Below are 20,546 nucleotides of genomic sequence, written 5' to 3'. Positions count from 1 at the left end.
ATAAAGGGTCAATAGTTTAAATGAGAGATTATCGTGGATTTTAGAGGAACAACAATCGTCTCTGTGCGACGAGGTGATAGTGTCGTAATAGGTGGTGATGGGCAAGTCACCTTGGGCAATACGATTATGAAAGGAAATGCTCGAAAAGTTCGTAAACTTGCTAGTGGGGATGTTATTGCTGGCTTCGCGGGTGCAACAGCCGATGCATTTACCTTGTTTGAGCGTTTTGAAGGCATGCTTGAAAAGCATCATGGTAATTTAACCCGCGCGGCGGTTGAAATGGCTAAAGATTGGCGAACAGACCGGATGCTGCGTAAGTTGGAAGCGCTACTGGCAATTGCAGACAGTAAAGACTCGCTGATTATTTCGGGTAATGGTGATGTGATTCAACCGGAGCAAGATCTTATTGCCATCGGTTCAGGTGGCCCCTTTGCACAATCAGCAGCCAAAGCGTTATTAGAAAATACAGAATTGAGTGCCCGTGAGATTGTAGAAAAATCACTCAATATTGCCGGCGATATCTGCATTTATACTAATCATAACCAAACGATAGAAGAATTAACGTCCGAGGGGAAAGAAGTAATATGAGCCAAATGACACCAAAAGAAATTGTGCATGAACTTGATAAGCATATTGTAGGGCAGAATGCGGCAAAACGAGCCGTAGCTATTGCCTTAAGAAACCGGTGGAGACGCTCACAAGTACCCGAGAATCTACGCAGTGAAATTACGCCCAAGAACATTTTAATGATTGGCCCAACAGGCGTTGGTAAAACAGAAATAGCGCGGCGTTTAGCAACCTTAGCCAAAGCGCCATTTATAAAAATTGAAGCAACTAAATTTACCGAGGTGGGTTATGTCGGTAGAGATGTTGATTCTATTATACGTGATCTTGCTGATATTGCCGTTAAAATGACCCGTGAAGTCGAGATGGGAAAAGTCAAACGTAGAGCGGAAGATGCAGCCGAGGACAGAGTGCTAGACCTTTTATTGCCGCGTGCTGAAAGCGTAGATACAAGCGATACAAGCGATACAACGGGTGATGCAACACGACAAAAATTTCGTAAAAAGCTGCGTGAAGGTGAATTAGACGATAAGGAAATTGAAGTCGAGATAAGTGCGCCTAGCGTGGGTGTGGAAATTATGGCACCTCCTGGTATGGAAGAAATGACCAACCAGTTGCAAGGGATGTTTCAAAACATGTCGGGTGATAAAAAGAAGAAACGTAAAATGTCCATTAAGCATGCTTTGGTGGCGATGGTCGAGGAAGAAGCGGCAAAACTGGTTAATGACGATGAGCTAAAGCACAAGGCAATAGAAAACCTAGAGCAAACGGGGATTGTATTTTTAGATGAGCTGGATAAAGTGTGTAAACGAGGTGATAGCGGCGGTGCCGATGTTTCTCGTGATGGCGTTCAGCGTGATTTGTTACCCTTAGTTGAAGGGAGTACCGTTACGACTAAGTATGGCCCTGTTAAAACAGACCACATTTTATTTATTGCCTCAGGTGCGTTTCACGTGTCGAAGCCTTCAGATCTTATTCCCGAGTTACAAGGCCGATTCCCTATTCGAGTTGAGCTAGATGCGTTGGTAGCAGCGGATTTTGTGCGTATTTTGACAGAACCAAATGCTTCGTTAACAGAGCAATATTCAGCCCTATTGGCAACTGAAGAAGTTAATTTGCAGTTCACAGAAGATGGGGTGGCACGGATTGCAGAAATGGCCTGGCAAGTGAATGAAGGCACTGAAAATATCGGTGCTCGTCGTCTGCATACAATTTTGGAGCGTTTATTGGATGAGATTTCATTCCGCGCACCGGCAGGCTCACCGATAGATGAAGTGATCGACGCGGCGTATGTAGACGAGCACTTAGGTGAGCTTGCTTCAGATGAAGATCTTTCGCGTTATATTTTGTAGGTAAAACATGGTAGCGATAACAGATTTGGTGCTAGACCAAAAAAACAGGGAGCTGTCATTGAGTTTTGATGATGGTAGAACAATAAAATTGAGTTGCGAATACTTACGCGTATTTTCACCCTCAGCAGAAGTACGTGGGCATGGCCCTGGGCAAGAAGTGTTACAAGTTGGCAAAGAATCGGTCAATATTGTTGCGATAGAGCCAGTGGGTAATTATGCCGTTCGCCTTGTATTCAGTGATGAGCATGATACAGGCTTGTATTCATGGCCATTTCTTATTGAATTGGCAGAGAATAAAGAAGAAAACTGGCAGGATTATTTGAACAGGCTTGAAGCAGCCGGCCATCAACGTCAGACATCATAAATCAGCGCGGTTATAAGGGTTTTACTATGGTAGATAAAACGACAACTCATTTTGGTTTTAAAGATGTTCCCGTTGCAGAAAAAGTAACTAAGGTTCGAGAAGTTTTTGACTCGGTTGCACCGTCGTACGACATTATGAATGATTTAATGTCGATGGGTGTTCACCGGTTGTGGAAACGCTTCACCGTAGAGATCGCGAACGTAAAGCCGGGACATGTGGTGCTTGATCTGGCCGGAGGAACAGGAGACCTGTCAGCACTGTTTGCTAAACGAGTTGGAAAAACCGGCAAAGTTGTTTTAGCAGATATAAATGAAGCAATGCTACGGGTAGGCCGTGATCGAATGATCGATAAAGGTCATATTTCAAACATTACCTACAATTTGGCAAATGCTGAGTGTTTGCCCTATGCCTCTAATCAGTTTGATCGGGTTTGTATCGGTTTTGGACTAAGAAATGTTACAGATAAAGAGGCCGCATTGCGTTCGATGTTTGATGTACTTAAACCGGGTGGTCGCTTATTGATTTTAGAGTTTTCAAAGCCAACCAACCCACTTTTAGACAAGATTTACGATGCGTATTCATTCAAATTATTGCCTAAAATTGGTGAATTAGTTGCGAAAGATGGTGATAGCTACCAGTACCTCGCTGAATCAATTCGTATGCATCCAGATCAATCCACGTTGAAAGGTATGATGGAAGAAGCTGGCTTTGAGCGTTGCCAAGTGAACAACTTAACGGGTGGTATTGTGGCAGTTCATACGGGATATAAGCTGTAGCTGTTGTGTCATTAGTCAGCCCTTTTTTGAAACCATTGCAAATAGCGGTGAACCGTTATTTGGATTACGACCCAGAGGTTCCTAAGCAGCTAGCTAGGATGGAAGGTCGAGTTATTGAATTACATTTTCAGCAACTAGAGTTAAGCCTTTATATGATTATCAGCGCAGATGGGCTTGATATTCGAGAGGTATTTGAGGGCAAAGCTGATGCCACTATTTCAGGCACACCATTAGCATTGGCGATGATGAATATACAGTCATCAACCTCTAGCTTATTGTCGGGCGATGTGGTGATAGAGGGCGATACTGAGTTGGCTGCTCAATTCCAAACATTTCTTAAGGCGATAGAGGTTGACTGGGAAGAGCCATTATCGAAGATAACAGGTGATGTATTGGCTCATCAATTTGGAAACCTCGTTCGTGATGTATCGGCTTGGGTTCGAGAAACAACGAAGACAACCGCCATTAATGCATCAGAGTATGTTCGAGAAGAACAAAATATATTGCCCTCTAAATTTGAAGTGAATAAATTTAAAGCGGGTGTGGATGACTTACGATTATCTGTTGAGCGGCTAGAGGCAAAAGTCCAACGCTTGATGGCGGCGAAGCTTAACCTAGAAAACGACTGAAAAAGGAAGTAACGTGATAAACCCAACAACGGCCTTTCGGCTCATTCGAATTCAGCGTGTGTTGTTGCGTTATGGTCTCGATGAGTTTGTATTTAATTTACATTTATTTAGGCCGTTACGTTATTTAACCTATTTATCCCCTAGCTATTTTTTAGGTAAACGAAAGGGTTCGCGTGGTGAACGTCTTCGTAAGGCACTAGAAGATTTGGGGCCTATTTTTGTGAAGTTTGGCCAAATTTTATCAACACGGCAAGATTTATTGCCACCTGATATTGGCGAAGAGCTGTCGCGCTTACAAGATAATGTTCCACCCTTTGCTGATGATTTAGCGCGCCAGATTATCGAAAGCTCGTTAGAGGTTCCGATAGAAGAGGTGTTTTCGACTTTCTCACCTAGTCCCTTGGCATCAGCCTCTGTGGCGCAAGTGCATACAGCAACATTGCATACCGGCGAAGATGTTGTTGTCAAAGTGCTTCGTCCGGGAATTGAAAAAATTATTAATTCAGATGTGGGTCTGTTATATACCCTGGCGGAACTTGCTAATAAATACTGGGGTGAGGCCAAACGGTTAAAACCCTTAGATGTGGTTAAAGAGTTTGACCATACCATTCATGATGAGTTGGATCTTGTTCGAGAAGCCGCGAATGCCTCGCAGTTACGACGAAACTTTGAGAATTCAGAGCACCTTTATGTGCCCGATGTGTACTGGGATTATACGCGCCAAAATGTGATGGTGATGGAGCGAATCTATGGCACACCAATAGGCAAAATAGATCAATTGCGTGAAAAAGGTGTTGACTTAAAGTTACTTGCCGAACGGGGCGTGGAAATATTTTTCGCACAAGTATTTCGGGATAATTTTTTTCATGCCGATATGCATCCGGGTAATATTTTCGCCTCTGATGATGCAAAATACCTTGCGGTGGATTTCGGTATTATGGGAAGCGTGACGCTTGAAGACCAGCGCTATTTAGCAGAAAATTTCCTAGCCTTTTTTCAGCGTGACTACCTCCGTGTGGCGCAATTGCATATTGAATCGGGCTGGGTGCCTAAAGAAACCCGTGTTGATGAGTTTGAAAGCGCGATTCGTGCAGTGTGTGAGCCGATATTCGAAAAGCCGTTAAAAGAAATTTCGTACGGTCATTTGCTCTTACGCCTTTTTCAAACGGCGCGTCGTTTCGATATGGAAGTGCAGCCACAACTAGTCTTGTTACAAAAAACTTTATTGAATATTGAAGGCTTAGGTCGACAGCTTTATCCAGATTTGGATTTATGGCAAACCGCTAAACCGTATTTAGAGGAATGGTATAAAAATAAAGTAGGGCCAAAAGCGACCTTCAATAAGTTAAAAGAACACCTGCCGATGATGGGGGAAAAATTACCAGAGTTGCCAGAGATGATGTACCAAGTACTCAGTGATGCTTCAAAAGGTGAGCTTGAGGTTAAGTGGAGATCAGCGCAACTAGAAGAAATAAAGCAGCAAATGGCTAAAAATCACCGTAAGAGTATTATGGCAATTTGTGGTGGGAGTTTACTGATTTCAGCTGCGGTTATTTTAGGCTTAGATGGTTTTTCGCCGTTAATGCTGGGTGATGCGCCTTTAACTACTTGGGTTTTGGGTGTGCTGGGTGGAATATTACTGTTTAACGCATTAGACTAAACTTTCACGTTATTTTCACTCAAGGCGCTTAAGTTGGCGAAAAGAGGTTTTAGTGACGAGAGGTTCTGAGCATTTAGCGGCTACTAATAATTCTGTATCAATCATTGGTATAGATTGCGCGACGCAATCAAATAAAGTGGGTCTTGCGTTAGGCTCTGTTTCGAACGGCATATTAAGCATAGAGAAGGCTAGAAAGGTAGCTAAAAACGAATCTGTTGCTAATGTCGTGTCCAATTGGATAAAAGAACAAGGCAATGTTAAGACCTTAATAGCACTTGATTCCCCCTTAGGCTGGCCAGTAAAACTGGGCGAAGAGTTAATCGGCCATATGGCGGGCGCTTCGCTGAGTACCGATGCCCACCAGATGTTTCGCCGCAGAACAGACTTTTTTATAAAAGAAAAAGCAGGGAAGCAATCTTTAGATGTGGGTGCTGACCGTATTGCTAGAACAGCGCATGCTGCCTTGATGTTAATAGATGAGTTAACGGATCAGTTAGGGACGACAATCCCTTTGGCTTGGTCCGCTGAACTAGTTGACCCTATTAGTGCGATAGAGGTTTACCCTGCGGTAACTCTGAAATCTTGCCAGCTTCTTCCGGCAACAAGTTATAAGAAAGAAATCAGCAAAGAACGAAGCTGGATTTTTGATGGTCTTAGTCAGTTAATGAATGTATCAGAAATGGATAAAGAATTAGTTATCGCCGATGATGATATTTTGGATGCAGTGGTTTGTGTGCTAGCAGGTTATCACTTTATTCGTGCTGAAAGTGAGGGGCCGCGAACCAAGCAGGAACGAGCATTAGCAGAAAAAGAAGGCTGGATTTGGGCGAGAATGCCTCGGTGAGTTTGCTGATACTCAAGCACCAATTAAAGTGATAACAGTATTTTCAATAAGACAGTGTTGGTATCGGTTGTTGAGAACTTTTGAGGAGGCATAAATGCCAACAGATAAGTTGAGTAAAACAGTGGATCAGGTTGTTAGTAATGCTCGAAAAGATCGTGAGCAACGAGATACTGGTTACCGTGCGAAAGCGTTAAAAATGTACCCTTGGATTTGTGGTCGTTGCGCAAGAGAGTTTTCTCAACAGACGCTGCATGAGTTGACGGTACACCATCGAGATCACGATCATGATAATAACCCTGAGGACGGGAGTAATTGGGAGTTGTTATGCATTTACTGCCATGACAATGAGCATTCAAGGCAACTTGATCATCAATATGGCTCATTAACTGAAGATAAAACTAAAGAAGAGTTAAGGCAACACCCCTTTGCAGGGCTGGCAGACTTATTAAATAAATAACCCCTCCCAACGCTATTATTACTTTATGCTAATGAATCAATAATAAGAAAATAAGGAGAGAGAATGTCTGAGGTTAATAAAAAAATTGTTAGGGAGTTTTTTGCAGCGATGGACAGCAAACGCTTTGATGATATGAGAGATTTACTGCACCCAGATCATTTGTTCCACTTGCCGATGGCAAAAGAACCGTTGGATAAAGATGCACATATGATTATGAATATGAAGCTGCAAGAGTCAATGACAGATTTTGATCGGCACTTTTATGATCAAATTGCTGAAGGTGACAAGGTGGTTAGCAGAATGAAACTACGCATGAAACATGTTGGCGAGTTTAATGGTGTTGCACCGACAAATGAATATGTTGACCTAGACGCTATTCATATTATGCGAATAAAAGATGGATTGAATATTGAAGAGTGGGATGCAGTCGATTTTGTGCCTTTTCTTAAAGCACTGGGCTTTATTCCAAAAGACTCGAAAGGCCCTTGGGATTAAAGAGTAAGAGTTCACATATGATGTAATGGAGATAGCTCGGTTGCAGTGCTTAATGAGCTGGTCTAAGAAACGCCTATTGTTTTAAAACAATAGGCGTTTTTTTATTTAGGTGAATTAGAAGAAGAAGTTAAGGTTACTATCTGGGACGACAGTGTGATTAAACAACATGCTTCTTTTAGCCAGCTTGAGGCTATTGTCTTCAAGGCGCCAAATATCATCGCGCGATACCACCATGCGCTTTTCTACGCCATCCAGTCGGCTTCTAAGAACGGTAACAACAGAGAGAACGTTCCATTCACCCTCAACCTCTGTAGGGAACACCTCTATATTAGACACTGCGTGGTTTATCATGTTTTGAGGGTTCTCAGACCAAACGAGATTCGTCGCAAAGCGAGCAATACGTAGCTCTAATTGTTTTTTATAGTCATTAAAAATATTTGCGTCGAGAGGTTTGATAGCCTGCTTTTTTTCTTCACGTAAATAGCGAGCGGGTACGGGCATATAGTAATAAATATCGTCCGTTAGCATCGCTAGCCATTGGTCATACTCTTCATGGTCAAGAAGACGCGCTTCTTTATACAGAAGTGTTTGGAAGGTTTGGTAGGTGTCCGCATCAACAGCATTTTTAAAAGGAGATGGTTGACTCATTAGTTTTGTCCTCTTGTTGCATTTGCTTCTTCTAGGCTGTTGTAGTTTGGAACGGCGCTCCAATCTTTTGCTGCCATCATTTCTTGCCAGCGACGGTAGAAATATCGTTGGTTTTGTTCACCAACAAGGCCGTCACTAACGACGCCAGGCATTTCAGGGTGTGAGTACTCTTTGCCTAAGCCCATATTGGTGTATACATCTTTTTGGCGGGTTTGTAGGCCTCTGTTTTGTGAAGTACAGGCGGCAAAGTTTTCACCATCATCGTTATCAAACATGCCGGCGGCGCCAAATGTTCGGCAAACATTGTCGAGCACAGTTTGTTTTAACTCGTCTGACATCTCTTTATCAACCATCGCCCACGTCCACATTTCCATTTTTCCTGGACCTTTTGGATGATAAACACGGAACCAATTAAGCCCCGGTAACATTTGCACATTGGGGAAAATAGTCATGTTGATTTGCGAGCCCCAAAATTGCTTACCACGCGTTTCGCCAAGGCGTGAAATAACAGTCTCTCGGTTTTCTTCAAGGTAGCTAACAGGTAGGCTTGGATCAGGGTAGAACGCATAACCTGATTGCCCATCAAGAGATGAAATAATCGAGTGACCATTCATGCCACCACCAGCCATAGCAGTTGAGCTATCTACTTTAGTATTGCCTAGAGAAAGGCTTTCAATGTCCATTGAGGTAGCAACAGTCATAACACCTGCATGAGCCCAGCCAATATGATAGCCATCGCCGCAGGCGTTTTCGACAGGTAGTTTCCAGTTGACAGGGTATTCAACTTTTTGCGTTGAGCCGATTAACTCGGTGCCTTCTGGCATGGCGTCGAGCCAAACATCTAAGTACCATTTCATATCACCCAAATAATCATCCAAAGTCGGTGATTCTGGGTCAAAGTTACCAAAAATTAATCCTTTATAGCTATCTACCTTGCAAACAGGGTGTAAGCCAAATTTGGATTTATCGAGTTCATTGTAATAAGCATCCTCCTCCAGCGGGACAGATTGAAGCGTGCCATCTGCGGCAAAGCTCCACCCATGGTAGCTACAAGTAAACTGCTTGGCATTACCTTTATCTGCCTTACAAACACGGTTGCCGCGATGGGTGCAGGTGTTAAGGAAGGCTTTGACTGATTGGTCTTTTTGGCGAATAACGAGGACCTCATCTTCACCCATAAAGGTCCTAAAATAGTCACCTGGATCAGGAATTTGGCTTTCGTGCGCTAAAAATAACCAGCATTTGCCAAAGATTCTTTCTTGTTCTTGCTCATAGATGTCTTGTTCATGAAAAATAGATCTACTTTGTCGACCAGTTGTATTGTCGACCAGTTGGCTAACGTCCACTTTACCCATAATGTTCCCCTTATGTGTTGAATTTGAGAAGGATGATTAATAACTATCCATCTAGTATATATTTATAGTCCGATGCTTGTCTAACGCTTGGTTGGTAAAAGCGATGAGGTTGGGCAAAAGATTGATCCAAGGCATTTTTTATAAAAAGAGTAATCGATAACTTAATTTAAGCTGCCATAATATTAAAGTGATGGCTGTGATACCAAAAAAAATACTAAAACCCAAACGCCCAGAAAATGATGATTGTTGTGGTGGAGGGAGCTGTTGCCCGTGCGTTTGGGAGGACTACTTTAATCAACTGGATCTATGGAATGAGCAGCAAGTTAAGGAAAAACTTGATAATACGTTAGAATAAGAGAGACTTACTAACGCTATATCTTCTTAACGCTTCAGTGTAAAATTCACCATTTCAAAATTAGTGCGTTACGCGCTGATTATCAATCGATTAACAATAAGCAAAGATCATGAGCCCAAGACCTTCTCGTCAAACACTAGCGAATGCTATTCGTGTCCTTAGTATGGATGCTGTCCAACAAGCCAACTCAGGACACCCCGGTGCACCGATGGGAATGGCAGATATTGCAGAAGTACTATGGAATGACTTTTTGTCGCATAACCCAGCCAATCCACACTGGGTGAATAGAGATCGCTTCGTATTATCGAACGGTCATGGCTCGATGTTGTTATATTCGTTATTGCATTTGTCGGGTTACGATTTAGATATTGAAGACATTCGTAATTTTCGTCAGCTGCACTCTAAAACACCGGGTCACCCAGAATACGGATATGCGCCAGGGGTAGAAACAACGACAGGTCCTTTAGGTCAAGGTATTAGCAACGCGGTGGGTATGGCTTTAGCTGAAAAGGTATTAGCTGCACAATTTAATCAACCTAACTTCAAGGTGGTTGATCATTACACGTATACCTTTATGGGGGATGGTTGCTTGATGGAGGGCATTTCGCATGAAGCATGTTCTTATGCGGGTACGCTTGGCTTAGGCAAATTAATAGCGTTTTGGGATGATAACGGTATCTCGATTGATGGCGATGTAGAGGGTTGGTTTACCGATGATACGCCAGCACGTTTTGAAGCCTATGGTTGGCAAGTAGTTCGTGATGTAGATGGGCATAATGCTAATGACATCAAGCAGGCGATTGAGCAAGCACAAAAAGAAACGAATAAACCCACGTTAATTTGCTGTAAAACAGTGATTGGCTCTGGTGCGCCTAATAAAGAAGGGACGCATCATGTACATGGCGCTCCATTGGGTGCCGAAGAAATAGCCGCTACCAGAAAAGCATTAGGTTGGACAGCGCCTGCCTTTGAAATTCCAGCTGAGGTAAAGAATGCGTGGGATGCAAACGATAAAGGTGAACAAGCAGAAGCTCAATGGGAAGAGTTATTAGAAGCTTATGTGGCTGAATACCCAGACCTAGCTGATGAACTATTGCGTCGTTTATCGGGTGAGTTAAGTGCTGATTGGGCAGAAAAATCAGAGGCATTTGTGCAGGCAGCGCAGCAGGCAGGTGAAACCATTGCCTCACGTAAAGCATCATTAAACACACTTAATGGTTACGGTCCTTTATTGCCCGAGCTTTTAGGGGGATCAGCTGATTTAACTGGCTCTAATTTAACTAAATGGTCAGGGTGTACGGATGTTGATGGGACGAATGCCAACGGCAACTATCTTCATTACGGCGTGCGTGAATTTGGCATGAGCGCAATTCAAAATGGCATTGCATTACATGGCGGCTTTATTCCTTATGGCGCAACGTTTTTAACATTTTCTGATTATGCTCGTAATGCTGTGCGTATGGCGGCATTGATGAAATTACGAAATATTTTTGTTTTCACGCATGACTCGATAGGGTTGGGTGAAGACGGACCAACACACCAATCGGTTGAGCATGTATCAAGTTTACGGTTAATTCCAAACTTAGATGTATGGCGTCCGTGTGATGCGGTTGAATCTGCTGTTGCATGGAAGTATGCGGTTGAAAGTGAAAGCACGCCGTCAGCGCTAATTTTTACCCGTCAAAACGTACAGCACCAGCCACGCACAGCTGACCAAGTGGCGGCTATTTCAAAAGGGGGTTATATCCTTAAAGATTGTGAAGGTGAGCCGCAGGTTATTTTAATGGCTACGGGGTCTGAAGTTGAATTAGCGACAACCGCTGCTGACGTATTAGCAGCAGAAGGCGTTAAGGTTCGCGTACTATCTATGCCGTGTACAGACCTTTTTGATAGACAAGATATGGCGTATAAAGAATCTATATTGCCTGCCTCAGTAACCGCAAGGGTAGCGATAGAAGCAGGGTCAACAAGCCTTTGGTATAAATACGTGGGCTTGCAAGGTGCGGTGATTGGCTTAGACCGTTTTGGTGAATCGGCTCCGGCTAAAGAATTGTTTGAATACTTTGGTATCACAGCGGAAAAGTTAGTCGAAGCAGCAAAGAACTTAATATAAGTTTCTAAACTCATGGGTATTCGTATAGCCATTAATGGGTTTGGTCGAATTGGGCGCAGTGTACTCAAGGCACTGTATGCGTCCAACCGTCAAGAGCAGATTCAGGTGGTAGCCATTAATGACATTGAGTCATTTAGCACCGTAGCCGAGCATGTAAAAAATGATTTGTCTGGGCTGAACATAAAGCTGTCTACTGATAAGAACACCCTACTGATTGCAGGTAGGGATGTGCATTATTCGTCACAGGCAAACCCTGTAAAACTGCCTTGGAAATCGCTGAATATTGATGTAGTGCTCGAGTGTACAGGGCAATTTACTCAAGCAGAACCCGCCCATATGCATATTTTGGCAGGGGCTAAAAAAGTCCTTATTTCTGCCCTATCAGATGATAAGGTTGATGCCACGATAGTGTACGGTGTAAACCAGGCAGATCTAAAAGCAGAACATAAAGTCGTTTCAAATGGCTCTTGCACATTAAATTGTTTAGCCCACATGGTAAGTGTTTTAGATGCTGCGATGGGCGTTGAGTACGGTTTAAGCACAACTTTACATGCTTACGATGATAGGCATGAGTCAATGGTTGAGCAAATACCCATGATTCCAACTAAAACAAATTCACCAAACTCTATTGGCCTAGTGTTGCCGCACATGAAAGGAAAAATAGATGGGCTTTCTATTCGCTTATCTACTATCAATGTAGCGATGCTGGATGTGACCTTTAGCAGTAAAAATCAGACAACAGTCGCTGAGGTTAATGAGCGAATGCGGCAGGCAGCCAGTGCTAGTCTGCAAGGGGCGCTTGGCTATAGTGAGGAAAATGCAGTGTCAACAGACTTTAGCGTTCATCCTGCTTCGTGTGTTTTTGATGCTACGCAAACTAAGGTGACAGCAGGTCGGCTCGTTAAGGTCGTTGGCTGGTTTGATAATGAGTGGGGCTTTTCAAATCGAATGCTGGACACCGCGCAAGCGATGATGACGAATTAAGAAACATAAAGGAACTCAGATGACGATTATAAAGATGCAAGATATAAATTTATCTGGCAAACGCGTACTGATCAGAGAAGATTTGAATGTGCCTATTAAGGCAGGGAAAGTAACCAGTGATGCGCGTATTAGGGCTAGTCTGCCAACCATCCAACAGGCGCACAATGCAGGTGCGGTGGTGATGTTAATGTCACATATCGGGCGCCCAATTGAAGGGCAGTATGATGAGACCTTTAGTTTGAAACCAGTGGCAGAGCATTTGTCTACCTTGTTGGGAAAACCGGTGCGTTTAGAAAAAGATTGGTTGGATGGGGTCAGTGGTCAGCCGGGTGATATTATTCTTTGTGAAAATGTACGTTTCAATGTTGGTGAAAAAGCAGATGACGAAGTGTTGTCGAAAAAAATGGCCGCTCTATGTGATGTGTTTGTGATGGATGCGTTCGGCACGGCTCACCGCGCACAAGCCTCAACACATGGCGTTGCCAAATTTGCACCGATTGCATGCGCAGGTCCGTTATTATCAGCTGAATTAGATGCTTTAGGTCAGGCTCTATTTGAACCGGCTCAGCCGATGCTGGCGATAGTAGGTGGTGCAAAAGTGTCGACTAAATTGACGGTGCTGGACTCGATGTTAGACAAGGTTGATCAACTTATTGTTGGCGGTGGTATAGCGAATACTTTTATTGCCGCTCAAGGTTATTCGGTTGGCAAGTCGTTGTATGAGCCAGACTTGATTGATGAGGCGAAAGCGTTAATGTTAAAAGCAGAGCAGAATGGTGCGAGCATCCCGGTTCCGGTTGATGTGGTTTGCGGTAAAACATTTTCAGAAGCAGCAGAAGCGACAGTCAAATCAGTCAAAGATGTTGAAGAGGATGACTTAATCCTAGATGTTGGCCCTCAAACAGCTGCCCAATATGCGGGTATCGTTAAAGCGGCCGGAACAATTGTTTGGAATGGACCTTTGGGCGTGTTCGAGTTTGACCAATTTGCAGGTGGAACAAAGGTATTATCACAGGCAATTGCAGACAGTGATGGTTTTTCAATTGCAGGTGGCGGCGACACGTTAGCGGCAGTGGATAAGTACGACATTGCCGATCAGGTCTCTTATATATCAACAGGTGGCGGTGCTTTCTTGGAATTTTTAGAGGGTAAGGCCTTGCCTGCTGTATCAGTTTTAGCTGAACGTAGCGCCTAAAACCAGAGCCGTTGGCGCGTTGTTGCGCCTTTAACAACGTTATTTCAGAAAATCTTGTTATATTTTGGTGCCATTAGCGAGCGCCTATTTCTTGCTGCACGGTTTATATTTAAGTTATTTGAACGCTTGCCGATATACACTTTACCTACATAACCAATTTCACGGCTGCTTAAATAGCGCTTAACTGATTTATGAAAAAGATTACGCATTTTTCCCTAACGTGTTTATTACTTTTTGCCTTGATGGTCACATCTGTTCAGGCCGTAGATTTTAATAAAAATAATTCCATTGAAGTTCGCGTCTTGGTCGATGTGTCCGAGAGGATGAAAATAAGTGACCCAGAAAACCATAGAATATCGGCGCTCAAACTGTTCATCAATCTCTTGCCGAATAATGCAAACGTTGGTATTTGGATGTTTGATGAGATGCCAACAGAGATCATGAAAGTGGGTAAATCCGGTATTTCGTGGAAAACGCAGGCTCTTAAGAATGTAGGAAAAATTCAATCATCTAATAAAACAGGGGATATTGAAAAAGCGCTTGCGGTGGCTTCGCTGGATTGGGTAGAAAAAGACAAGAATACACGTCGGCACATTGTTCTTTTAAGCGACGGAAAAGTAACGTCAGGAAAACTCATGAAAGATAATGTGGCGTCTAAAGAACGAATACTCAATTACCAAGTAGCGCGTTTAAAGGAAGTTGATGTTAGTGTTCATACGGTTGGATTTTCTGATGATGCGGATCTTGTTTTTTTAGAAACAGTGGCTAATGAAACACTCGGTTGGTTTGATGTGGCCAAAACAGCTGCACAGCTAGAACGAGCATTGCTGAGGGTTAGTAAACGCTTGGTTGAGAGAAATAGTATCCCATTAATTGCGAATACATTTACAGTTGATGAAACCGTAAGACAATTCACCGCAGTTGTTTTTAGAAAAAAAGGCTTTGGTACTACGCAGTTGGATGACCCGGAGGGGATGGATTTTGGACGTAGCAGTAATAGAAGTGGTGTTAGTTGGCACCGTGAAAAGAAATATGACATTGTGACAGTCACTAAGCCAATGGCTGGTGAGTGGAGGTTGATTGCAGCGGCTGACCCAGACAATGAAATCTTCATCACCACGAATTTGCAAATGGCTGTTGAAAACATGCCAAAAGAGATTTTTTCGGGTTCCGATACACGCATTAGAATGCTCATGACAGACAAAGGTAAGCTTCTGAAAAATAGCAACCTGTTAGATGTTATCGATGCGACGGTCGAGATTATAAATCAACGAGGGGACAAAGAAGTGCTTCCAATGCAGTTAGATATGATCAACGGCGGGTATTTTTTTGTTGATATTGGAAAAAACCTTAAGGTCGGCCCTTATGAGCTAATAGTTAGGGCTGCTGGAAATACCTTTGAGCGGATAGAAACGCTGTCTTTTTATGTCAAACAAAAGCCTAAAGTTAATTATGTGGAAATCAACCCGGTGTTCGATAAAGTACTTGAGCAAGCCGGTATTGTGCTGCCTGAAGAGGGGCTCACAGAGCAGCAGATTTTTCAATGTCCAGATTTGTCCAGTATTGTAGCGGGCGGAGAGGGTGAGCTTGAACCTGTTGTTGAGTCAGTAGAGGAAACATCAAATTGGGCCTTAACCAGCGGGGTCGTATTGCTTGTTAATATAGTGTTAGCTGTGGCTGGTTTTTTTGGCTTTAAGTTATTTAAGAAGAAAATGACCGTTAAGGATGAGCAGTTGAGCAAAACGTTAGGGGTTTAAGGCGGCTTGTGACATACCATGCGGCGAGTAATATTAACGCGATGAATAAACGGAGTATTTAAATGAGTGAGTCGTTTTTAATTTTATTAATTGAGTTGGTATTTGTTTTAACAGCGATTGTTGGCTTGCTTTTGTTTAAAGCCTATAAGAAAAAGGAAGCCCTACAGAGTCAGGTCGCAGGGCTGGTTAAAAAGGTCGATAAAGAAGCGCAAGGCAGAAAAGAAACACTAGAAAACACGTTCAAAGCACAGGGAATTGCAGCTGATCAAGCAGGGCAAAACGCCGATCGCTTGGTGGGTGCGGAAGCCAATTGTGTTAAAAAGTTTGCGGTAGCGCAACTTAGTTTAGACCTGAAGGATATTGCTTCCTTTTCCGAAGCCGTTTATGGCTTATCAGCAGAGCACTTGGATGTGGGGTTATTAAATGCTGAGATTCTTTCATCAACACAAGTTCCAGTTGCTCCAGTGGTAGAGCCAGTTCAACCTGTGCAGACAACAGTTGGTAGCGAACAAGAATCGGTTCAAGTAAATGATGATATTGAAGTCTCGCTTGATCTCGATGCGCTAGCTGACTCAGATAGTGCTGACGGAGATGCTGGTGAACAGTCAGAGTCAGATGTAAAGAGTGTTAATACGGCGACACCAACCATTGAGCCAGAGGCTGAAGAAGAGCTTGAAATAGGTCAGCTTGACGGACATGTTGAGGTGTTGCGTAGCCCTGATACACCGGAAGATTCGGATGAACCTGAGTTAAAAAAAGATTGAATAATCAGTTAGAGCTGGCGTAAAAAGTGATTGGAAACACAGCGCCTTAGGTTAGCCCTGTATAAGAATTCGTCAAATAATCCGCTCATAATAGCGGGCTAAATACTACTTAGTTAGTGTTATAGGGTACCTCCCATCCCCAATAAACCTTCGTTATCTATATAGCCTTTAACTTGTTGCGGCATAGAGCCCCAGACAGTAGATATTTGTAAACAATAGTATTAGTTACGAGCATATATTAGAAAAAAATGATATAAATACCATTTTTAATAAGTCATTAGATGTTGGAGAGCTGAAAATGGAAAAAACAAAAAATAAAGTGGTTGCCCCACGCTATTTTTCAGGGTCGTTAATGTTAATGTTGGGCGTGTTAGGGTTTTATCTTGGTGGCCTTTGGGTTTGGTTAGGCACAGCGGCGTTTATTTGTCTTGTTGTGTTGGATGTAAGTTTGCCTCGTGATGAGCAGTTGCATGATGTTCGGGCGACAGGCTTGCAGCATTTCGTCCTTTATTGCCAGTTACCATTAATTGTCATGCTCTGGTTAATGTTTGCCGATATGTTGAGCACGTCGAGTGGTAGTGTGCTGGAAATTATGGGTGGTATTTTTTCACTGTCCTTTTTAACTGCGCTGGGCGGTTTGCCTCCAGCTCATGAGCTGATGCATCGTCATGGTACATTGGATCGCTTTTACTGTACTTTGTATCTCACAGTGTTCTTACTCCCGATGAATGATCTCGGGCATGTTAAAGGTCACCATTTGAAGGTCGCTACTTCTGAAGACAGTGATACACCTCGCAGAGGTGAGTCGGTTTATACGTTTGCCTTTAGGTCTTTATGGGGACAAATGAAAGACTCGATTGAGATTGAAAAAGGCCGTCTGAAAAAAACTAAAACTTCTTTTTGGTCGCCTCAAAGCCGTTTCTTTCAATCGGTTATATTAATGTCGACTTGGTTGATTATTTGGTTTTCGATTGCAGGTATCCAAGCTTTGCCATTGTATATATTAACTATGGTTATTTTTTATCTAGTGCTAGGTGGCTTTAACTATACCCAGCATTATGGCCTGATCCGAGTTATTGGCGAGCCTATTGAAACGCGACATTCATGGAATCAATTAAAGCCATTAAGCCGAGCGCTTTCATTCGAAATATCTAATCACTCTGAGCACCACTTAAAACCTACGCGTTTTTATACGGATTTGCAGCCATACCCAGAAGCACCACAGCTACCGAGTATAGCGCTATGTTTTATTTGCGCATTTGTGCCGCCTATTTGGGAAGCTAAAATAGTTAAGCCTCAATTAGCTATTTGGGATGAAAAAATGGCTAATGAAGCTGAGAAAAAGTTGGCTGAGAAAGCCAATATTAAAGCTGGTTGGGTATAAATTAGAGGGAGAGAGCTATACAGCGGGAATGGGCTCGCCCCTTTGTAAGCTTTATATTTTTCGTTTTTTTAATGTTCGGGTTTAAAAAAAACGGGGAGGATGACGGAAGACTTTGGGGCGTCTGCTTCCAATTTATATGGTTATGTTTCAAGTACGTTAAATATTATTGAAGTTGTTGCTTTTAACAGTTGACCAGCTAGGTACTCACCCTGCTATTAATGCCTTGGTTATGGCCTAATGCGAGAAAAATATGGAAATTGTTAATAAAAAAGGAAGATGAACTATCTATTTGCACATTAGTTTTGTTAAAAAACTAACAGCAGCATGGCTGCTCTATAGATAATTTATAGAAAGCGGCTTGGTGACTACGGCTTCTTGGGTAATTTTTGTGCACTCACCTTTATGCATCATCAAATATTAGAGCAGCTAGAAGAACGCTTGAGCAGTGTGCTCAATTTAATTATTATAGGTTTAAAGGTAAGAGACTAATCATGCATCGTTTAGAAACAAATTTTAGTGAATGGGTTATACGTTACCGTATAGCGATTATAGTGTTAAGCGTGTTAGTCGTCATTGTCTCTGGGCTTGGTGTTAAATACCTTGGGTTTACGCCGGATTATAGAGTTTATTTTAGAGACGATAGCCCGCATTTGATGGCATTTAACGAGAATGAAGCAACTTATTCTAAATCGGATAATGTGTTTATTCTTATTGCGCCTGAAACAGGCGATGTTTTTGAAAAGGAAATATTAACCCTCGTTGAGAACCTGACGGAAGAGGCATGGCAAATACCTTATTCTTTAAGGGTTGATTCAATTCAGAATTTTCAAAATACGTATGCAGAAGATGATGACCTTATTGTAGAGGATTTGTATGCAGAGGCCAGCTCACTAGAACAGGGGGATATTCAGCGGGTTAAATCGGTGGCGCTAAGTGACCCACTTCTTTATAAGCGGATTACCTCAAAAGATGGTGGTGCAACAGCTGTTAATGTAACGATTGAATTCCCCGATATTGAGCCTGAAGAAGAGTTACGTGAAGTAGTGGCTCATGCACGTGAATTGGTAAAAAAATACCAAGAAAAATACCCCACAGTAAAGTTTTATATAACAGGGATGGCATTTATGAATAATGCCTTCGTTGAGTCTGGTCAAGGGGATGGGGAAACACTTTTCCCGATCAGTTTTGTGGTGATGGTTTTATTTCTAACCATATTATTACGCAGTGTTAGTGCAGTGTTCGGGGTGACCTTGGTTATTTTTATGTCAACCGTCGTAGCCTTTGGGTTGGGTGGTTATGCTGGGGTTCTGTTGGCACCCGCATCAGTGGCGTCTGGGCAAATGATTATGGTGTTGGCGGTAGCTAATAGTGTGCATATGCTGGTCACCTTCATTTTTGATTTGCAACATAATGTGGCGAAAACAGAGGCGTTAAAAGAAAGCTTACGGATTAATTTAGTACCCATTTTCTTGACCAGTGTGACCACGATGATTGGCTTTTTGGGGATGAATTTTAATGAATCAGCACCGTATAGAGATTTAGGGAATTTGGTAGCGGTTGGTGTTTTTGCATCGATGGTTTTTTCGCTGACTTTTTTACCAGCCATCATGAGTTTTTTGCCCGTACGAATTAAGCCGGGGGAGGATGCGGCAGTCCCCTATTTAGAGAAATTCTCAAGATTTTCTATTAAATTTCATCGTCCATTATTGTTGTTAATGTGTGTGGTGGCCATTTTGTCAGCCGCAGCGATACCGCTAAATACATCGGAAGAGCATTTCACTACGTATTTTGACCATAGCGTACAGTTTCGCGTTGATTCGGATGCAACTCTAGATATTATGGGTGGCACGTTTCAGCTGACATACTCCCTTCCCGCCAACGAAAAGGGCGGAGTGAGTGAACCAGAATATCTTAAGAATTTAAAAGCATTTGCAGATTGGTATCGAGAACAGCCAGAGACGATCAATGTCTTTGTTTTTACCGATACCATGCTGCGGCTGAATAAAAATATGCATGGGGATGACCCTGCTTGGCAAAAATTACCAGAAAGTCGTGATTTGGCTGCGCAGTATACGCTGCTGTATGAGATGTCATTACCTTATGGTTTGGATTTGAATAATCAGGTTAATGTGGACAAGTCAGCCACGCGGATGGTCGCGACCGTCAGGGATATGACCAATAACGAACTGATGGCGCTTGAGGAAAGAGCACAGGCTTGGCTAAAAGCAAATGTTCCCAGCACAATGACGACCATTGGTACCGGCACCTTGATGATGTTCTCGCATTTGGCTGATACTAATACCACCAGCATGATCGTTGGGTCGGTGCTGGCACTGATTCTTATTTCAGGTATTTTAATGGTGGCCTTGCGCTCGGTTAAAATGGGCCTGTTAAGCTTGGTGACCAATATATTGCCCGCAGGGGTTGGTTTTGGGCTTTGGGGCGTGCTCAGCGGTGAAGTTCATATGGGCTTATCGGTAGTGGTCAGTATGACGTTGGGTATCGTGGTGGATGACTCGGTGCATTTCTTAAGTAAATATTTGCGTGCCAAACGCGAAAAAGGCTATTCGACAGAAGAGTCCATTACATACGCCTTTACTCATGTAGGCAAAGCATTAGGCATTAGTACGCTCGTTTTAATAGCTGGTTTTGGTGTGCTGATGGCATCGCACTTTGCGATGACCACCGATATGGCGCTGTTAACGGTATGGATTATTGTCGCCGCCCTAGCCGCAAACTTCTTATTCTTGCCGGGTCTATTGTTAAAGTTTGATAACAACAAAGCGAAGGTGTTGCAGCAAGACGCTAATGAGGGTGTTTGATTTGTTAATAAAGATGTTAGAGAGAAAC

The 20,546-nt window shown here is 42.9% G+C and carries 19 protein-coding genes; 17 read left to right on the top strand and 2 right to left on the bottom strand.

From position 1 onward, the window contains the following. The first annotated feature begins 30 nt into the window (after window positions 1-30). The 9 genes from hslV to CYCPU_RS0110620 all read left to right on the top strand — a co-directional run bounded on the left by hslV (window position 31) and on the right by CYCPU_RS0110620 (window position 7,141). Complete coding sequence (hslV, locus tag CYCPU_RS0110660; RefSeq protein WP_033422306.1) at window positions 31-588, top strand: ATP-dependent protease subunit HslV; 558 nt, start codon at window positions 31-33, stop codon at window positions 586-588. Beyond that, entirely contained in the window at window positions 585-1,916 is a 1,332-nt protein-coding gene (gene hslU, locus CYCPU_RS0110655; RefSeq protein WP_020162696.1) for an ATP-dependent protease ATPase subunit HslU, read from the top strand. The genes hslV and hslU overlap by 4 nt, the downstream gene beginning before the upstream one ends. Window positions 1,917-1,923: 7 nt before the next feature. Further along, a complete protein-coding gene (locus tag CYCPU_RS0110650; protein ID WP_015006866.1) occupies window positions 1,924-2,280 on the top strand; it encodes a gamma-butyrobetaine hydroxylase family protein in 357 nt (118 codons plus the stop codon). Window positions 2,281-2,306: 26 nt separating this feature from the next. Then, window positions 2,307-3,056, top strand: coding sequence for a bifunctional demethylmenaquinone methyltransferase/2-methoxy-6-polyprenyl-1,4-benzoquinol methylase UbiE (gene ubiE / locus CYCPU_RS0110645; protein ID WP_015006865.1), 750 nt, complete (start codon window positions 2,307-2,309; stop codon window positions 3,054-3,056). Between the two features lie 5 nt (window positions 3,057-3,061). Beyond that, the gene (locus CYCPU_RS0110640; protein WP_020162695.1) at window positions 3,062-3,685 is read left to right on the top strand and encodes a ubiquinone biosynthesis accessory factor UbiJ; all 624 of its coding nucleotides are present in this window, start codon (window positions 3,062-3,064) and stop codon (window positions 3,683-3,685) included. A gap of 13 nt (window positions 3,686-3,698) precedes the next feature. After that, a complete protein-coding gene (ubiB, locus tag CYCPU_RS0110635) occupies window positions 3,699-5,345 on the top strand; it encodes a ubiquinone biosynthesis regulatory protein kinase UbiB (RefSeq protein WP_015006863.1) in 1,647 nt (548 codons plus the stop codon). Window positions 5,346-5,397: 52 nt separating this feature from the next. Then, window positions 5,398-6,189, top strand: a complete 792-nt coding sequence (locus CYCPU_RS0110630) for a DUF429 domain-containing protein (RefSeq protein WP_020162694.1) — start codon at window positions 5,398-5,400, stop codon at window positions 6,187-6,189. 94 nt (window positions 6,190-6,283) lie between these two features. Further along, entirely contained in the window at window positions 6,284-6,646 is a 363-nt protein-coding gene (locus tag CYCPU_RS0110625; protein WP_020162693.1) for a YajD family HNH nuclease, read from the top strand. A gap of 63 nt (window positions 6,647-6,709) precedes the next feature. After that, on the top strand, window positions 6,710-7,141 hold the full coding sequence (locus CYCPU_RS0110620) for an ester cyclase (protein WP_015006860.1): 432 nt from the start codon (window positions 6,710-6,712) through the stop codon (window positions 7,139-7,141). A 114-nt stretch (window positions 7,142-7,255) separates the two neighbouring features. Here the strand turns inward: CYCPU_RS0110620 and CYCPU_RS0110615 are convergent, their stop codons facing one another. Both CYCPU_RS0110615 and CYCPU_RS0110610 read right to left on the bottom strand, forming a co-directional pair. Beyond that, on the bottom strand, window positions 7,256-7,789 hold the full coding sequence (locus tag CYCPU_RS0110615; RefSeq protein ID WP_015006859.1) for an aromatic-ring-hydroxylating dioxygenase subunit beta: 534 nt from the start codon (window positions 7,787-7,789) through the stop codon (window positions 7,256-7,258). Then, on the bottom strand, window positions 7,789-9,144 hold the full coding sequence (locus tag CYCPU_RS0110610) for an aromatic ring-hydroxylating dioxygenase subunit alpha (protein WP_015006858.1): 1,356 nt from the start codon (window positions 9,142-9,144) through the stop codon (window positions 7,789-7,791). The genes CYCPU_RS0110615 and CYCPU_RS0110610 overlap by 1 nt, the downstream gene beginning before the upstream one ends. Window positions 9,145-9,334: 190 nt before the next feature. Here CYCPU_RS0110610 and CYCPU_RS11970 point away from each other — a divergent pair, with 190 nt between their 5' ends. The 8 genes from CYCPU_RS11970 (at window position 9,335) to CYCPU_RS0110575 (ending at window position 20,518) form a co-directional block, all read left to right on the top strand. Next, complete coding sequence (locus CYCPU_RS11970) at window positions 9,335-9,499, top strand: oxidoreductase-like domain-containing protein (protein WP_083923790.1); 165 nt, start codon at window positions 9,335-9,337, stop codon at window positions 9,497-9,499. Window positions 9,500-9,608: 109 nt separating this feature from the next. Beyond that, window positions 9,609-11,612, top strand: coding sequence for a transketolase (gene tkt / locus CYCPU_RS0110605; RefSeq protein WP_020162692.1), 2,004 nt, complete (start codon window positions 9,609-9,611; stop codon window positions 11,610-11,612). 12 nt (window positions 11,613-11,624) lie between these two features. Next, window positions 11,625-12,596 (top strand): type I glyceraldehyde-3-phosphate dehydrogenase, encoded by a 972-nt coding sequence (locus CYCPU_RS0110600; protein ID WP_020162691.1) that lies wholly within the window; start codon window positions 11,625-11,627, stop codon window positions 12,594-12,596. A 19-nt stretch (window positions 12,597-12,615) separates the two neighbouring features. Beyond that, on the top strand, window positions 12,616-13,791 hold the full coding sequence (locus CYCPU_RS0110595; RefSeq protein ID WP_016390890.1) for a phosphoglycerate kinase: 1,176 nt from the start codon (window positions 12,616-12,618) through the stop codon (window positions 13,789-13,791). A gap of 191 nt (window positions 13,792-13,982) precedes the next feature. Beyond that, window positions 13,983-15,548 carry a vWA domain-containing protein gene (locus CYCPU_RS0110590; protein ID WP_020162690.1) on the top strand — a complete coding sequence of 522 codons (1,566 nt, stop codon included), beginning with the start codon at window positions 13,983-13,985 and terminating at the stop codon, window positions 15,546-15,548. A 62-nt stretch (window positions 15,549-15,610) separates the two neighbouring features. Further along, the gene (locus CYCPU_RS0110585; RefSeq protein ID WP_020162689.1) at window positions 15,611-16,312 is read left to right on the top strand and encodes a hypothetical protein; all 702 of its coding nucleotides are present in this window, start codon (window positions 15,611-15,613) and stop codon (window positions 16,310-16,312) included. Window positions 16,313-16,610: 298 nt separating this feature from the next. After that, window positions 16,611-17,696, top strand: a complete 1,086-nt coding sequence (locus tag CYCPU_RS0110580) for an alkane 1-monooxygenase (RefSeq protein WP_020162688.1) — start codon at window positions 16,611-16,613, stop codon at window positions 17,694-17,696. A 491-nt stretch (window positions 17,697-18,187) separates the two neighbouring features. Next, a complete protein-coding gene (locus tag CYCPU_RS0110575) occupies window positions 18,188-20,518 on the top strand; it encodes an efflux RND transporter permease subunit (RefSeq protein WP_020162687.1) in 2,331 nt (776 codons plus the stop codon). The last annotated feature ends 28 nt before the right edge of the window (window positions 20,519-20,546 follow it).

The organism is Cycloclasticus pugetii PS-1 (assembly GCF_000384415.1).
In the GTDB taxonomy this organism is placed as follows: domain Bacteria; phylum Pseudomonadota; class Gammaproteobacteria; order Methylococcales; family Cycloclasticaceae; genus Cycloclasticus; species Cycloclasticus pugetii.
The sequence above is the reverse complement of the archived record's forward strand: the minus strand, read 5'-3'. Positions and strand labels throughout refer to the sequence as shown.

Excerpts from the sequence above, each read along its gene's own strand:
- hslU (WP_020162696.1), top strand. The coding sequence starts at position 585 with ATGAGCCAAATGACACCAAAAGAAATTGTGCATGAACTTGATAAGCAT.
- CYCPU_RS0110650 (WP_015006866.1), top strand. The coding sequence starts at position 1,924 with ATGGTAGCGATAACAGATTTGGTGCTAGACCAAAAAAACAGGGAGCTG.
- ubiE (WP_015006865.1), top strand. The coding sequence starts at position 2,307 with ATGGTAGATAAAACGACAACTCATTTTGGTTTTAAAGATGTTCCCGTT.
- CYCPU_RS0110625 (WP_020162693.1), top strand. The coding sequence starts at position 6,284 with ATGCCAACAGATAAGTTGAGTAAAACAGTGGATCAGGTTGTTAGTAAT.
- CYCPU_RS0110620 (WP_015006860.1), top strand. The coding sequence starts at position 6,710 with ATGTCTGAGGTTAATAAAAAAATTGTTAGGGAGTTTTTTGCAGCGATG.
- CYCPU_RS0110615 (WP_015006859.1), bottom strand. The coding sequence starts at position 7,789 with ATGAGTCAACCATCTCCTTTTAAAAATGCTGTTGATGCGGACACCTAC.
- CYCPU_RS0110610 (WP_015006858.1), bottom strand. The coding sequence starts at position 9,144 with ATGGGTAAAGTGGACGTTAGCCAACTGGTCGACAATACAACTGGTCGA.
- CYCPU_RS11970 (WP_083923790.1), top strand. The coding sequence starts at position 9,335 with ATGGCTGTGATACCAAAAAAAATACTAAAACCCAAACGCCCAGAAAAT.
- tkt (WP_020162692.1), top strand. The coding sequence starts at position 9,609 with ATGAGCCCAAGACCTTCTCGTCAAACACTAGCGAATGCTATTCGTGTC.
- CYCPU_RS0110600 (WP_020162691.1), top strand. The coding sequence starts at position 11,625 with ATGGGTATTCGTATAGCCATTAATGGGTTTGGTCGAATTGGGCGCAGT.
- CYCPU_RS0110595 (WP_016390890.1), top strand. The coding sequence starts at position 12,616 with ATGACGATTATAAAGATGCAAGATATAAATTTATCTGGCAAACGCGTA.
- CYCPU_RS0110590 (WP_020162690.1), top strand. The coding sequence starts at position 13,983 with ATGAAAAAGATTACGCATTTTTCCCTAACGTGTTTATTACTTTTTGCC.
- CYCPU_RS0110585 (WP_020162689.1), top strand. The coding sequence starts at position 15,611 with ATGAGTGAGTCGTTTTTAATTTTATTAATTGAGTTGGTATTTGTTTTA.
- CYCPU_RS0110580 (WP_020162688.1), top strand. The coding sequence starts at position 16,611 with ATGGAAAAAACAAAAAATAAAGTGGTTGCCCCACGCTATTTTTCAGGG.
- CYCPU_RS0110575 (WP_020162687.1), top strand. The coding sequence starts at position 18,188 with ATGCATCGTTTAGAAACAAATTTTAGTGAATGGGTTATACGTTACCGT.